The organism is Clostridia bacterium, assembly GCA_017554615.1.
GTDB lineage: Bacteria > Bacillota > Clostridia > UMGS1840 > HGM11507 > SIG450.
The window spans coordinates 134,361-149,474 of sequence record JAFZHY010000002.1 but is presented as its reverse complement, the minus strand read 5'-3'; the positions used below and the strand labels follow the sequence as shown (position 1 = coordinate 149,474).

Sequence of the window (15,114 nt, the reverse complement as noted above, 5' to 3'; positions counted from 1 at the left end):
TTTTTAAAGTCAAGTTATATTATTGCTGAGGCTTAAAACTGTCTTTAAGATTTGTAATTCTTATAAATACATTATCATTTTTTGTATCCTTGGTAAAATATCCGTTTCTTACAAACTGGAATCTTTCGCCTTTATTGACATCATTTAAGGACGGTTCTAATTTACAGCCTTTTAACACTTTAAGTGATTCAGGGTTAAGATAGTTAAGATAACTGTCATCATCATCAAGTTCAATTAAATTTTCTTTAGTAAACAGATTATCATAAATTCTTATTTCAGAATCAATGGCAAATTTACTGCTTACCCAATGAATTGTACCCTTTATCTTTCTTCCGTCTGCAGGGTTTTTTCCGCCTGTTTCTAAGTCTGCTGTGCATTTAAGTTCGATAACTTCTCCGTTTTCGTCTTTTATAATCTCATTAAGTTTTATAATATATGCACCCATAAGACGAACTTCACCGTCAGGCTTTAATCTGTGGAATTTTGCAACAGGTTCTTCCATAAAGTCGCTTTTTTCAACATAAATAGTGTTTGTAAAAGGAACTTTTCTTGTCCCTGCGCTTTCATCGTTAGGGTTGTTTGACACTTCAAAGTATTCAACCTTGTCTTCGTCATAGTTTGTTATAGTAACCTTTAGAGGCTCTAAAACTGCTATTTTTCTTGGAGCAGTTAAATTTAATTCTTCTCTTATACAATGCTCTAAAAGTCTTATATCAACTAAACTGTATGCCTTTGATATCCCTGCTCTTTTAACAAATTCAAAAATGGAAGACGGAGTGTAACCTCTTCTTCTTAAACCGCAAAGGGTAGGCATACGAGGGTCGTCCCATCCGTCAACATAATTGTCAAACACAAGTTCTCTTAAATATCTTTTACTCATAACAGTATTTGACACATTAAGTCTTGCAAATTCGTATTGATGAGGTTTTTTGGTAAAACCGATATTATCAATAACCCAGTCGTATAACGGTCTGTGATTTTCAAATTCCAAAGAGCATAGAGAATGGGTTATCCCCTCTAATGCGTCCTGAATAGGATGAGCAAAGTCGTATAAAGGATAAATGCACCATTTATCGCCCTGTCTGTGATGGTTTTTATATGTTATTCTGTATATCGCAGGGTCTCTTAAATTCATATTAGGGGATGCCATATCAATTTTTGCTCTTAGTGTACATTCGCCCTCTTTGAATTTACCCTCTTTCATTTCTTCAAACAGTTTAAGGTTTTCTTCAACGCTTCTTTCTCTGTACGGACTGTTTTTACCTGGCTCTGTAAGAGTTCCTCTGTATTCTCTCATTTCGTCAGCCGATAAGTTGCAAACATATGCTTTTTTGTCTTTTATAAGTTTTATGGCATATTCATAGCATTTATCAAAATAATCGCTTCCGTAGAATATTCCACCTTCGGGTGTTGCACCTAACCATTCAAGATCTTCACGGATGGAATTAACATATTCGTCATCCTCTTTTGCAGGGTTGGTGTCGTCATATCTTAAGTTGAAAAGCCCGTTATATTTTTTCGCAGTCATATAATTTATATAAATTGCTTTCGCACTTCCTATATGAAGATAACCATTAGGCTCAGGCGGAAAACGGGTGTGAATTTTAAGTTCAGGATTTTTACTTAAATCTTCGTCAATTATTTCGTGTATAAAGTTTGAACTCATTTCTTCCATTTATTTAACCCCCTTAACTGCTTTTTCAAGACGATTTATAACTTTATCATACCCTAAAATATTCATAACTGAATATAAGTCTGGAGAATTTTGTCTGCCTGTCATGGCAACCCTTATAATCTGGCTTACATCCCCAGGGTTTCCCTTGTATTTTTCAGGGTTTTCCTTGTAATCTTTAGTGGTAGGTGCAAAACCTAATTTGCTTCCTACTTCGCATATGTCATTAAACCAGTCGTTCATATCTTCTCGTTCTTTATATGAATTTTTGTACTCTGAAAGAACTAAGGCTATATCTTCTTTTGATATATTCTGTGGGAAATCATACTCTTCGTCAAACAGTTCGTCAAAGAAGAAGCCCATATAGTCTTTAACTTCACTCCATACTGCAATGTCTTTACGAGGTTTTTTTCCGCCTCTGCCTATATTTAAAATGTCAGTTGTGTATTTTTCGTCTCTTGTAAGAAGTTCGTAAAAGTCTTTGTCATATTCTTTTGCCCAGCCTGTAACATAATCATAAACTTCTTTTGCATCCATAGTTGCAACTACGTTTTTACTTACATCTCTTAATTTGTTTATGTCAAACAGTGAGCCTGATACACTCATCTTTTTGGTTGTAAAATTAAATTTGGTGTATGGCTCGTTAGGGTTTGCAATTCTCCACTCTTCAAAGTTTGAGTTAAGAAGAGTAAGCAGATATTCAATAACTGACGGAACAGGATAGCCAACTTCGCTGTAATATGAAAGCGCAAGTTCAGGGTCTTTTCTTTTTGAAAGTTTTCTCTTGCTTTCTCCGTCCATCTTCATAAGTTGTGCAGTGTGTGCAAACTTAGGCTTTTTAAACCCTAATGTATCAAATAACTGAAGGTGGATAGGAAGTGTTGCAAGCCATTCTTCGCCCCTTACAACTATTGTTGTTCTCATAAGGTGATCGTCAATTACATGTGCAAAATGATAGGTAGGAATACCGTCTGATTTAAGTAAAACTATATCCTGGTCATTCTCAGGCATTTCTATAAGCCCTTTTATAAGGTCAGTGTGTTTTACCTTGTTTTCAGGGTTCCCGAAAGATTTGAATCTTAAAACATAAGGTTCACCGTTTTGAACTTTTTTTGCTGCTTCTTCTAACGGAAAGTTTCTGTATTTTGCATATTTTCCGTAATATCCGAAGTTTTCCTTGTTTGCTTCCTGAGTTTTTCTCATTTCTTCAAGTTCTTCTTCAGTGCAAAAACAAGGGTATGCAAGGCCCTGTGATACAAGATGCTTTGCATATGTTTTGTAAATCTTTTCTCTTTGTCTTTGACGGTATGGCCCGTAATCGCCCTTTTCTCCGTCTAATGTAACCCCTTCATCAAAATTAAGGCCGAACTGTTCAAACACTTTTATAATGGTTTCAACTCCGCCCTCAACCTGTCTTTTTAAGTCAGTATCTTCTATTCTTAAGAAAAACACCCCGTCTGAAAGATGAGCAAGTCTTTCATCGGTAATCGCACCGAATAAATTACCAAGATGCATAAAACCGGTAGGGCTTGGTGCAATTCTTGTAACCTTTGCTCCCTCTTTTAAATTTCTTTCAGGATATTTTTTTTCATAATCTTCCATTGTCAGATTTATATCAGGAAATAAAATTTGAGCTAAATCTTTGTAATCCATAAGTCCACTCCCAGTTAAAAATTTCTTTTAAGTATAATATATTTTATAAAAATTGTCAATGAAAAACCTCTCTATTGTATGCTTAGTATATACTTTATATATAAATAGAATTTTATTCCATCCTTGTTGATTTGGGAAATTTCTTGTGATATAATAAATTTAATTGCAGAGCGATTAAATTTATCGCTAAAAATCTTATAAGAGATTTTTAGTATATCGCAATTTTTGTTTTATGATGAATTCACTGTGTGAATTCATCAGCGATATAAATTCCTGACGGAATTTGCAATATGTATTTTGTACGCGATATATCTTCGATGTGATATGTCTCTTTGGGACGAGATGAAGGAATTTATATCATATCGAGTTTGAGCATAGCAAAAACATATCGATTTACGGAGTAAAATATTGAGCAATCTAAGATTGCATATCGACTAAGAACCTTGGTATCTAAATTATACAGTCTTTATATAAAGAGTGTCGAATTTTGGCAAAAAACCATTGAAAAAGATTTGAGCTTGAAATGGTTGTATAAAATCATTGCAAATTACATATAATGTATTGACAATGTTATTATGTTGTGTTAGTATAATCTTAAAGGAGGTTGATATTATGGCTGCTACAAATGTGACAATGCGTATGGACGAGGAACTAAAAGCACAACTTCAGGAATTAGTATCTAATCTTGGGATGGATATGACAACATTTTTTACTTTATCTGCGAAGCAGGCTGTCAGAGAACAGAGAATACCCTTTGATATATCTTTAAGAGTTCCAAACAGCGAAACTATTGAGGCAATAGAAGAAGTGAAAGCAATGAAGAAAAATCCTTCTCTTGGAAAGACATATACAAATGTTGATGATATGATGAAGGAGTTGCTCGTTTGATGTACTCAATAAGACCGACTACAAAATTTCAGAAGGACTTAAAGCGAATTGAAAAACGAGGATATAATATTTTATTGCTGACAGAAGTAATTAAAAAGTTAGCAAATGGAGAGCAACTTCCCGAAAAGAATAAGGATCATAATTTGTTGGGGGAATACTCAGGCTGCAGAGAATGTCATATTACACCTGATTGGTTATTGATTTATGAGATCGCAGATGATGAATTGATATTATATCTTACTCGAACAGGAACACACAGCGATTTGTTTTAATCAAAACCGATGCAGAATTTTTTGACTGCATCGGTTGTTTTTTGTTCTAACTTTATGCAACTATTGCATTGCAAAGTAATGCATCGATATAAATCTCTTGCGAGATTTTCGATATGTCTTAAAAGACTCGATATGTCGCTGACGCGACGAGATTTATATCATATCGATTTTACGACAGTAAAAATATCGAGCAATCGAAGATTGCATATCGACTAAAAACATTGGCATCTAAATTATACAATCTTTATATGATGAATTCACTGTGTGAATTCATCAGCGATATAAATTCCTGACGGAATTTGCGATATGTACTTTGTACGCGATATATCTTCGATGCGATATATCCTGACGGATGTGATAGGACAACGAGAGAAAAAAATACATTTTTTTAAACAGGAGATGAAAATATGGAAAATAAAAAATTAAAGGTTGCACTTATTGGTTGCGGAATGATAGCGGCCTCTCATATGGACGCGATAATTAACGATAAAAGGGCAGAGGTTGTTGCGCTTGTATGCGGAAGAGATTATGAAAAAGGGAAAAAGTTTAAAGAAAAGTATAATATTCCTTTTTTAACCAATGAATATAACGAAGTGCTTGAAAAATGCAGTGTAGATATGGCTATTGTTTGTAACCCAAGTTCATATCACGGGGAGGTTACCATTGCATTTTTAAATAAACAAATTCCTGTTCTTTGCGAAAAACCTTTAGATGTAAAAATAGACACAATGACTGCCATGATTGATGCTGCTAATAAAAATAATGTATTATTAGGCTGTGTATTCCCGAACAGAACTCAGTCAGGAATAGTTAATGCGAAAAAAGTATTAGACTCAGGCGAACTTGGGAAAATGAGAATTGTGGAATTTCAGTACAGAGGTTACAGAAGCCATTCTTATTATGCAAACTCTTACTGGAGAGGGGATAAGGAAATCAATGGGGGAGGATGCCTTATAAATCAGGGAAGCCACGGAATTGATGCACTTATCTATCTTTGCGGTAATGTTAAAAAAGTGTGTGCTGTAACCGATATAATGGGAAGAAAAATGACAGGCGAAGATACTGCAAATGCGCTTATGGAATTTGATAACGGTGCTCACGGAATGTTGATGGGAACAGTCCTTTCATATTTTCCAGAAAAGAACTCCGAGTGCGACAGAATAAGAATAGAGTGCGAAAGAGGAACAATAGTCTTTGCAGACGGTAAAACAATGCTTTATAAAAGTTTATCTGATGATGAATTTAATGTAGAGGAAATTCAACTTTCCGATAAGGTTGAAAGTTTTGGAGAAAGCCCTGAAGATATGGATATGAATGCTCACTTTGAAGTGGTGTCAAACTTTATTGACGGTGTTTTATATGGTAAAGAGTTAATTGCTCCGGCTTCTGACGCACGAAGAGGAATAGACCTTATTTTAACCATTTATGAATCGGCAAAAACAAACGAGTGGAAAGAAGTTCCGCATTTTGATATATAGAGGGAATTTTAATGAAAATTGCAGGTATTATTGCTGAGTATAACCCGTTTCATAACGGGCATTTATACCAGATAGAAAAAACAAAAAAAGAATTAGGCATAGATTTTATCGTTGCTGTTATGAGCGGAGATTTTGTTATGCGTGGAGAACCTGCGCTTTATAATAAATTCTTAAGAGCAAAAATGGCAGCCGAAAACGGTGTTGATTTAGTTATAGAACTTCCTGCTCCTTATGCATTGTCATCTGCAGAATTTTTTGCTGAAGGCTCAGTTAAACTGTTAAATAGCCTTAATATAGTAGACTATCTTTCATTTGGTAGCGAATCAGGTAATATAGAAAAATTAAAGTCTATTGCCGAAAAGTTAAACAGCGAAAAAATAAAATCAAAAATCATAAAAAATCAGAAAAAGGGAATACCTGTTTACGAGGCTATATCGGAAGAATTTTCAGATTCAGACAAAGAGATTTTAAAAACTCCAAATAATATTCTTGCAATAAACTATATAAAAGCCCTTTTAAAAACAAAGTCAAAAATAACTCCATATACTTTGGAGCGAATTAAAACAGGGTATAACGACTTAGAAACAAAAGACGGTTTTGCATCTGCAACAGGTATAAGGGAACGCCTTAGAAATAATGAGGATATATCTCCTTTTATGCCAAAAAAAGCATTTAAGTTATCAGACAATGTTTTACCTGTTTTTGAAGAAGAGTTTGATAAAGTTATAACATACATTTTAAGAGTAAAAGAAAGTGAAGAACTTTTAAAATATCCTGATGTGTCAGAGGGGCTTGAAAATTTAATAGCCGAAGCATCAAGAAACGCATTTGGTGTTAAAGAAGTGGCAGAATATATAAAGTCTAAAAGATATACCTACACAAGAATTAAGAGAATACTCTTTAATATATTATGCGATATAAAGAAAGAAGAAAGAGAAAAAGACCCTCAGTATGCAAGAGTTCTTGCATTTAATGAAAATGGTAAAAAACTTATAGGCGAACTTAATAAAAAGAGCCTTATTCCTGTTATAACAAACCCGACTAAAGAACATTATGAGAAATATCCTGACTTGTTACTTGATTTAAAGGTTCATGACATTTATAGTATAATTTGTGGTAATAAAGGCGGAGAAAACAAAAGAATTTTGTTGTAAATTTATATAAAAAAACCTTGAAAAAAATCTGATTTTACTGTATAATAACAATGTTTAAATATTTTTAAAGGAGATGTATGTCAAATGACTTTTTTAGAAAGTGTTAAAAACCGTGCAAAAGCCGACAAAAAAACTATCGTTCTTCCAGAATCTATGGACAGAAGAACTTTTGAAGCGGCAGAAACAATATTAAAAGAAGGAATTGCCAATTTAATCATTATCGGTACTCCTGAAGAAGTTGCTACAAACAGCAAAGGTCTTGATATTTCAGGTGCTACAATTATTAATCCTTATACATACGAAAAAACAGAAGAATATATCAATCTTTTTGTGGAATTAAGAAAATCAAAAGGTCTTACATATGAAGATGCTAAAAAACAGGCTCTTTCTGATTATATGTATTACGCTTGTCTTATGGTTAAAGCAGGAGATGCAGACGGAGTAGTTTCAGGTGCTTGTCATTCAACTGCCAACACTTTACGACCAAGTCTTCAGATTGTTAAAACAAAACCAGGCGTTAAACTTGTATCAGCGTTCTTCGTAATGGTTGTGCCTGATTGTGAATACGGTGCAGACGGTACATTTATTTTTGCAGACAGTGGTTTAGAACAGAATCCTGACCCTGAAAAACTTGCAGCCATCGCAGCATGTTCTGCAGAATCTTTTGAACTTTTAACACAGAAAGAAGCAATAGTTGCAATGCTTTCTCACTCAACAAAAGGAAGTGCGAAACACCCTGATGTTGATAAAGTATTGGAAGCAACAAGAATTTGTAAAGAAAACAATCCTGATTTAAAAGTTGACGGTGAACTTCAGCTTGACGCTGCAATAGTTCCAAGCGTTGGCGAATCAAAAGCCCCTGGCTCACCTGTTGCAGGTCATGCAAACGTTTTAGTATTCCCTGACCTTGATGCAGGTAATATAGGTTATAAATTAGTACAAAGACTTGCAAAAGCAGAAGCGTACGGTCCTGTTACTCAGGGTATAGCAAAACCTATTAACGACCTATCAAGAGGATGCAGTGCTGATGATATTGTCGGCGTTGTTGCAATCACTTGTGTTCAGGCTCAGAATCAGAATTAAAAGGAGATATAAAAATGAAAGTTCTTGTTATAAATGCAGGTAGTTCATCACTTAAATATCAGTTGATGAACCCTGAAACAAATGATGTAATCTGTAAAGGTTTAATTGAAAGAATAGGTATTGACGGTAAACTTACACATAAACCTTCCGGTAAAGAAGACTTTGTTCTTGAAACAAAAATGGATAACCATCAAGACGCTATAAAAGTTTTAATGGATGCTATATTAGATAAAGACCACGGCGTTGTTTCATCAATGAGTGAAATTGATGCAGTTGGCCACAGAGTTGTTCACGCGGGAGAATATTTTAACGATTCAGTTTTAGTAACTGATGAAGTTTTAAGAAAAATTGAAGCATGTGTTGATCTTGCTCCACTTCACAACCCTCCTAATATATTAGGAATAAAAGCGTGTCAGGAAATGATGCCTGGCGTTCCTCAGGTTGCAGTTTTTGATACTGCTTTCCATCAGACTATGCCTAAAGAAGCATACCTTTATGCTGTTCCATATAACTACTATGAAACATACGGTGTAAGAAAATATGGTTTCCACGGTACCAGTCATAAATATGTTGCACAAAGAGCGGCAGCAATGCTTGGTAAACCGATAGAAGAATTAAAAATTATTACCTGCCATTTAGGTAACGGTTCTTCAATTTCTGCAGTAAAAGGCGGAAAATCTATTGAAACTTCAATGGGCTTTACACCACTTGCAGGTGTATGTATGGGAACAAGAAGCGGTGATATTGACCCTGCTATTGTTGAATTTATTGCAACTAAAGAAAATATGTCTGTATCTGAAGTTTTAAATATTTTAAATAAAAAATCAGGTGTTTTAGGTGTTTCAGGTTTAAGTTCTGACTTTAGAGACTTACTTGGCGATGAAACAGATAATAAAGAAAAATCAAGACTTGCAGTTGATGTGTTCATATACCACGTTAAAAAGCAGATCGGTATCTGTGCTGCAGTTATGGGTGGCGTTGACGCTATCGTATTCACTGCAGGTGTTGGAGAAAATACTGAATATGTAAGAAGAAACGCAGTTTCAGGTTTAGAATTTATGGGTGTTAAGATTGACCCTGAACTTAATAAGGAAAGAGGATATGAACTTGACATATCATCTTCTGATGCAACAGTTAAAACATTAATTATTCCAACTAATGAAGAACTTATGATTGCACTTGATACAAAGAAAATAGTTGAAAGCAAATAATGCTTGACAAAGTGAATACCCTTTGTTATAATGCTATTTGGTATTATTGTGTAAATAATAGAATATTAAAGGAGTCTGTATGGTTGTAGATATTTCAAAAATTGCAGGAGATGAGGGCGCAACCCTTTCATACAGCGGCGAAATTAAATATGATGATTTTGATTTTCCCGTATATGTATCAGGCACTGTTAAGAATTACAGTAACCAGTATGTTATATCCTGTAATATTAAAACAACTTGTATAGCGCAGTGTGCCCGTTGCCTTGAAGAAATCAAAAAAGAGGTGGAAACTTCTTTTGAAGAAATGATTGGCAGCGAAGACTGTCCTGAAAGTTTAAAAATCGTGCAGAATACTATTGATATTGACGAAGCAGTTTACACAAGTGTTTTGTTCAGTCTTTCCCAGAAGTTTTTGTGCAAAGAAGATTGTAAAGGTCTGTGCTTTGTGTGTGGAACAAATCTTAATGAGAAAGAGTGTAAATGCGATAAAGAGGTTACAGACCCTCGATTTGATGTATTAAAAAAATTGTTACAATAAATGTGATTAAGGAGGTGTTTTTGATGGCAGTTCCAAAGAGAAAAGTGTCAAAAGCAAGAAGAGATAAGAGAAGAGCTAACTGGAAGCTTACTATTCCGGGTATGGTTAAATGCCCTCAGTGTCAAGAATATAAATTACCTCATAGAGTATGTATGTCTTGTGGTAATTACGATGGTAAAGAAGTTATCAAGGTTGACGCACAATAATATAGAGAAGGCAACTCTGCCTTCTCTATTTTTGTATAAGCACAAAAATTCTTTCCATATTTACCTAATTTAGTGTAGTAGTACATGAACACCATAAATATAAAAATACAAATTATTTTATTAGTTTTATTAACACCGTGAGGTTTATTTATGTCTGCAGAAATTTATAAAGTTGAAAAAGGAAGCATAGCCGAAGAAATCGGTTTGGAAAAAGGGGATAAAATTATATCGATAAACAAAGAAAAGTTTACCGATGCTTTAGAATACCGTTTTTTAATTTCAGAAGAATATATTGAACTGGAAATCGAAACAAAAGATGGAGAAAATGTCATATGCGAAATAGAGAAAGAGGAATATGAAGATTTAGGCATAGAATTTACAAACCCTCTTATAGATAAACCCCGTTCTTGCAGAAATAAGTGTATCTTCTGTTTTATAGACCAACTTCCAAAGGGGTTAAGAGAGTCTCTTTATTTTAAAGATGATGATACAAGGCTTTCTTTCTTAAACGGAAATTATGTTACACTTACAAATATTTCTGATGACGAAATTGATAAAATAATAAAAATAAGGCTTTCTCCTATAAATATATCAGTTCATACAACTTGTGATGAACTTCGTAAATTTATGCTAAACAATAAATTTGCAGGAGGAATAAAGGAAAAAATTGAAAAACTTACAAGTAACAAAATAACAGTTAACTGCCAGATAGTGCTTGTTAAAGGGGTAAATGATAAAGAACATCTTGAAAAAACAATAAGAGATTTATCCGTATATTTTCCTTATATGCACAGTATATCAGTAGTGCCGATAGGCATAACAGACCACAGAGAAAATTTATTTAAAGTAGATGAATTTAACAGGGAAGATGCAAATTCAGTAATAGAACTTGTACTGAGTCTTCAAAATGAATTTTTGAAAAAATACGGGTCAAGAATAGTGTATCTTGCAGACGAGTTTTATATAATGTCAGACTATGATTTGCCATCTCCTGAAGTTTATGAAGATTTTCCTCAGATTGAAAACGGTGTCGGAATGATGTCTTCGTTTTTAGATGAGGTTAATAATGCACTTAAGAAAAAGACGGATAAGAAAACTAAAAAAACTATTGTTACAGGTAAACTGGCATATCCGTATTTTCTTAAAATAAAAGAAAAAATAGAGAGTATGTTTCCATCGGTTAAATTAAATATAATAAAAGGGGAAAATAAATTATTCGGGAAAAAAATCACAGTAACAGGGCTTTTATGCGGAAGAGATATTATAGATTCCCTAAAAGGCGTGGACATAGGGGATAATCTCCTTCTATCTATTGATACTCTAAGAGCAGAGAAAGATTTGTTTTTAGATGATATGACTGTTTCTAAGATGGAAAATATTCTTAACACAAAAATTTTATTTAATGAGATAAATGGCGAAGATTTTGTTGATAAAATTTTCCTTTAATGATATAATGAGTTTAGTGCAGTAGTACTTGAACACAATATGCCTTAAACTTGGCGATATAAATCTCTTATGAGATTTGCGATATGTACTTTGTACGCGATATATCTTCGATGCGATATATTTTTCAAATATTTTGCCAAAGGCGAAATATTTGAAAAATGATAATGAATTAATTAACATCCAAATTTATATAATAACCAAAAAAATACGATAAAAAGGGAAGTGAAATATGATGAAGCCGATAGTTGCCATAGTAGGCAGACCTAATGTAGGGAAGTCTACTTTGTTTAATAAAATAGTAGGAAAAAGAATTTCAATAGTTGAAGACACTCCCGGCGTTACAAGAGACAGAATATATCAGGACGCTGAATGGTGCGGTCATAATTTCACACTTATTGATACAGGTGGTATAGAGCCTAAAACAAAAGATGATATACTTCTTAAAATGAAAATTCAGGCAGATATTGCTATTGAAATGGCAGATGTAATAATTCTTCTTACCGATTTAAGAGACGGTCTTACTGCCAATGATGCCGATGTAGCCGCAATGCTTCAGAAATCAGGCAAACCTATTGTTCTTGCGTGTAATAAGGCAGATACAATTTCAAGAAATCAGTATCTTCACTATGAATTTTATAATTTAGGTCTGGGAGACCCTGTTTCAGTATCTTCTATCCACGGTTTAGGTGTTGGAGATTTGCTTGACGAGGTTGTTTCTCATTTTCCAAAAAATTATAATAATGAAGAAGAGGATGACAGTATTAAAGTTGCAGTAATAGGAAAGCCTAATGCAGGTAAATCTTCTTTGATAAACAGAATTTTAGGGGAAGAAAGACTTATTGTAAGCGATATGGCAGGTACAACAAGAGATGCCATTGATGCAAAAATCACAGTTGATGAAAAAGAATATACATTTATTGATACTGCGGGTGTAAGAAAGAAGAGCAAAATAAATGATAATATTGAAAAATACAGTGTTATCCGTTCTTATCAGGCAGTTGACCGTGCAGATGTATGTCTTCTTGTTATAGACGGTACAGAGGGCGTTACAGAGCAGGATACGAAAATTGCAGGTTATGCCCACGAACAAGGCAAGGCAATGATAATTGTTGTTAATAAATGGGATATAGTTGAAAAAGACGGAAGAACAATGCAGGAATACCGTAAGAGTCTTCAAAAAGACCTTATTTTTATGACTTATGCACCTTCATTATTTATATCTGCAAAAACAGGGCTTAGAGTTTCAAACCTTTTTGAACTTATAAACTATGTTAACGAGCAACAGTGCTTAAGGGTTAAAACAGGAATGCTTAATGATATCTTGGCAGAAGCAACTGCGAAAGTTCAGCCACCAAGTGATAAAGGAAGAAGGCTTAAAATATACTACGGAACACAGGCAAGTATTAAGCCTCCTACATTTGTTATTTTTGTCAATGACATAAGACTGATGCATTTCTCATATGAAAGATATATAGAAAATCAGATTCGTGCCATATTCGGTTTTGAAGGCACTCCTTTAAGATTTATTATAAGAGAGAGAAATTCGGATAATCCAAACAAGTAACTCTGAAAGGAATTTAGTATGGAATATTTAGTTTTGATATTAGCAGTTATAATCGGCTATTTATTTGGAAGTTTAAGTTTTGCAGTTATAATCGGTAAACTGTTTTATAAAAAAGATGTAAGAGAAGTAGGCTCTAAAAGTGCAGGGGCAACAAATGTGTTAAGAACTTTAGGCAAAAAAGCAGCAGCAATGGTTACTGTGGGAGATATGTTAAAAGGTATCTTAGCGTATGTGATTATATATCCTTTGGGGAATATATATTCAGTAGGGGAACTTGCTGCAACACTAGCAGGTGCATCTGCAGTGTTCGGGCATATATTTCCTTTGTTCTTTAACTTTAAGGGCGGCAAAGGAGTTTTATCTTCACTTGCCCTGTCTTTTATGATAGACTGGCGTGCCGCACTCATTACTTTGGCAGTGGCAATACTTATAATGGCTCTTACAAAATATGTTTCGTTAGGCTCAATGTTAGGGTGCGTATTCAATTCAATAATTATATGTTTTTTTGCACCTTATGACTACTTAAAAATTATAACAGTAATTTTCCTTACTTTAGTTGTTATAATCAAACACAAAGAAAATATAAAAAGACTTGTAAAAGGCGAAGAAAGAAAACTTGGCGAGAAGTCTTAAAATTTAATCAGGTTAGTGCAGTAGTACTCGAACACCATATGGTTTTAAAATATAAATTATGTTTCATATTGCAGAAATCTCTTCAGATATACGAAAGTATTATCTTTGATATTTCTTTATCTGAAACAAAATTTCTCGTTTTAAAACTCTTCGACCTTAAACGCAGAAAAATTTTCAAAATTTTTAATGCGAAGGACGAAGTCAGGCTGACGCCTTACGAGGACGACAAATTAAAAAGATTAGAATTTAACAAGTTTAAGGCATATTGTGTTCAAGTACTACAGCACTATATTACTACACATCTGTTTTTAAAAGGAGTGGTAAAATGAAAAATATAGCAGTAATAGGTTCAGGCAGTTGGGGAACAGCAATCACAAGCGTACTTGCTAATAACGGACACAGTGTTACACTATGGTCATATTTAGAAGAAGAATGTGAAATGTTTAAAACTCATAAACAACATTTGAAGTTTTTGCCTGGAGTAATACTAAATGATAATGTTAACTATACAAACAGTATAGAAGAAGCACTGCTTAATAAAGAATTGATTGTTATTGCATGTCCGTCTTTTGCTATAAGATCAACTGTTGAAAATATCAAGCTTTTTTATAAAAACCAGTTGATAGTTTCTATTGCAAAAGGTCTTGAAGAAGAAACTCTTAAGTGCTTATCCGAAGTTATAGAAGAAGTTTTAAACCCTGAGAAAAAAGTTTGTGTACTTAGTGGGCCTTCCCATGCTGAAGAAGTGGGTAAAAAAATGGCAACAACTTTGGTTGCAGCATCACTTGATTTAGAAGTTGCAAAAGAAGTTCAGGATATTTTTATGTGCGACTATTTAAGAGTTTATACATCTACTGATATAATCGGAGTTCAGTTAGGCGGAGCACTTAAAAATGTTATATCTCTTTGTGTTGGTATATCTGACGGATTAGGCAACGGAGATAATATCAAAGCAGCAATTATGACACGAGGTATGGCAGAGATTATCCGTCTTGGAACTAAAATGGGCGGAAAAATCGAAACCTTCAGCGGTCTTACAGGCGTAGGCGATTTAATAGTTACCTGTACAAGTATGCATTCAAGAAACCGTCGTGCAGGTATTTTAATAGGTCAGGGTAAAACTCCTGAAGAAGCAAAAAAAGAAGTGGGCATGGTAGTAGAGGGTATGCTTGCTTGTAAGAGTGCATACGAACTTTCAAAAAAATATCAGGTTGAAATGCCGATTGTAAGAGAAGCATACGGTGTTTTATACGAAAATTACGATGTAAATTCCTCTATGGAAAACCTTATGTTAAGAGAAAAAAGGGAAGAATAAT

The 15,114-nt window shown here is 33.9% G+C and carries 14 protein-coding genes; 12 read left to right on the top strand and 2 right to left on the bottom strand.

What is annotated here, in order from left to right; all coding sequences use genetic code 11:
- Window positions 1-19 precede the first annotated feature (19 nt).
- Together IKZ35_00825 and gltX are read right to left on the bottom strand one after the other, a co-directional pair.
- On the bottom strand, window positions 20-1,675 hold the full coding sequence (locus IKZ35_00825) for a glutamine--tRNA ligase/YqeY domain fusion protein (protein MBR4892509.1): 1,656 nt from the start codon (window positions 1,673-1,675) through the stop codon (window positions 20-22).
- Complete coding sequence (gene gltX, locus IKZ35_00820; GenBank protein ID MBR4892508.1) at window positions 1,676-3,325, bottom strand: glutamate--tRNA ligase; 1,650 nt, start codon at window positions 3,323-3,325, stop codon at window positions 1,676-1,678. It abuts the gene before it with no gap.
- Window positions 3,326-3,937: 612 nt separating this feature from the next.
- On the opposite strand from gltX, the gene IKZ35_00815 reads away from it, so the two are divergent.
- The 12 genes from IKZ35_00815 to IKZ35_00760 all read left to right on the top strand — a co-directional run bounded on the left by IKZ35_00815 (window position 3,938) and on the right by IKZ35_00760 (window position 15,113).
- Window positions 3,938-4,213: a type II toxin-antitoxin system RelB/DinJ family antitoxin gene (locus IKZ35_00815; GenBank protein MBR4892507.1), complete on the top strand. Its 276-nt coding sequence runs from the start codon at window positions 3,938-3,940 to the stop codon at window positions 4,211-4,213.
- The gene (locus IKZ35_00810) at window positions 4,213-4,485 is read left to right on the top strand and encodes a type II toxin-antitoxin system YafQ family toxin (GenBank protein ID MBR4892506.1); all 273 of its coding nucleotides are present in this window, start codon (window positions 4,213-4,215) and stop codon (window positions 4,483-4,485) included. Before IKZ35_00815 ends, IKZ35_00810 begins: the two co-directional genes overlap by 1 nt.
- 407 nt (window positions 4,486-4,892) lie before the next feature.
- Window positions 4,893-5,963 carry a Gfo/Idh/MocA family oxidoreductase gene (locus IKZ35_00805; protein MBR4892505.1) on the top strand — a complete coding sequence of 357 codons (1,071 nt, stop codon included), beginning with the start codon at window positions 4,893-4,895 and terminating at the stop codon, window positions 5,961-5,963.
- Window positions 5,964-5,974: 11 nt separating this feature from the next.
- On the top strand, window positions 5,975-7,117 hold the full coding sequence (locus IKZ35_00800) for a nucleotidyltransferase (protein ID MBR4892504.1): 1,143 nt from the start codon (window positions 5,975-5,977) through the stop codon (window positions 7,115-7,117).
- Window positions 7,118-7,201: 84 nt separating this feature from the next.
- The gene (gene pta / locus IKZ35_00795) at window positions 7,202-8,200 is read left to right on the top strand and encodes a phosphate acetyltransferase (GenBank protein MBR4892503.1); all 999 of its coding nucleotides are present in this window, start codon (window positions 7,202-7,204) and stop codon (window positions 8,198-8,200) included.
- Between the two features lie 14 nt (window positions 8,201-8,214).
- Window positions 8,215-9,411, top strand: a complete 1,197-nt coding sequence (locus IKZ35_00790; GenBank protein ID MBR4892502.1) for an acetate kinase — start codon at window positions 8,215-8,217, stop codon at window positions 9,409-9,411.
- A gap of 79 nt (window positions 9,412-9,490) precedes the next feature.
- A complete protein-coding gene (locus tag IKZ35_00785) occupies window positions 9,491-9,949 on the top strand; it encodes a DUF177 domain-containing protein (GenBank protein MBR4892501.1) in 459 nt (152 codons plus the stop codon).
- Between the two features lie 23 nt (window positions 9,950-9,972).
- The gene (gene rpmF, locus IKZ35_00780) at window positions 9,973-10,155 is read left to right on the top strand and encodes a 50S ribosomal protein L32 (protein MBR4892500.1); all 183 of its coding nucleotides are present in this window, start codon (window positions 9,973-9,975) and stop codon (window positions 10,153-10,155) included.
- Window positions 10,156-10,305: 150 nt separating this feature from the next.
- Entirely contained in the window at window positions 10,306-11,601 is a 1,296-nt protein-coding gene (locus tag IKZ35_00775) for a DUF512 domain-containing protein (protein ID MBR4892499.1), read from the top strand.
- A 229-nt stretch (window positions 11,602-11,830) separates the two neighbouring features.
- Window positions 11,831-13,165: a ribosome biogenesis GTPase Der gene (gene der / locus IKZ35_00770; protein MBR4892498.1), complete on the top strand. Its 1,335-nt coding sequence runs from the start codon at window positions 11,831-11,833 to the stop codon at window positions 13,163-13,165.
- 18 nt (window positions 13,166-13,183) lie between these two features.
- Window positions 13,184-13,798, top strand: a complete 615-nt coding sequence (gene plsY / locus IKZ35_00765) for a glycerol-3-phosphate 1-O-acyltransferase PlsY (GenBank protein ID MBR4892497.1) — start codon at window positions 13,184-13,186, stop codon at window positions 13,796-13,798.
- A gap of 325 nt (window positions 13,799-14,123) precedes the next feature.
- Window positions 14,124-15,113 carry an NAD(P)H-dependent glycerol-3-phosphate dehydrogenase gene (locus IKZ35_00760; protein MBR4892496.1) on the top strand — a complete coding sequence of 330 codons (990 nt, stop codon included), beginning with the start codon at window positions 14,124-14,126 and terminating at the stop codon, window positions 15,111-15,113.
- Window position 15,114: the final 1 nt, after the last annotated feature.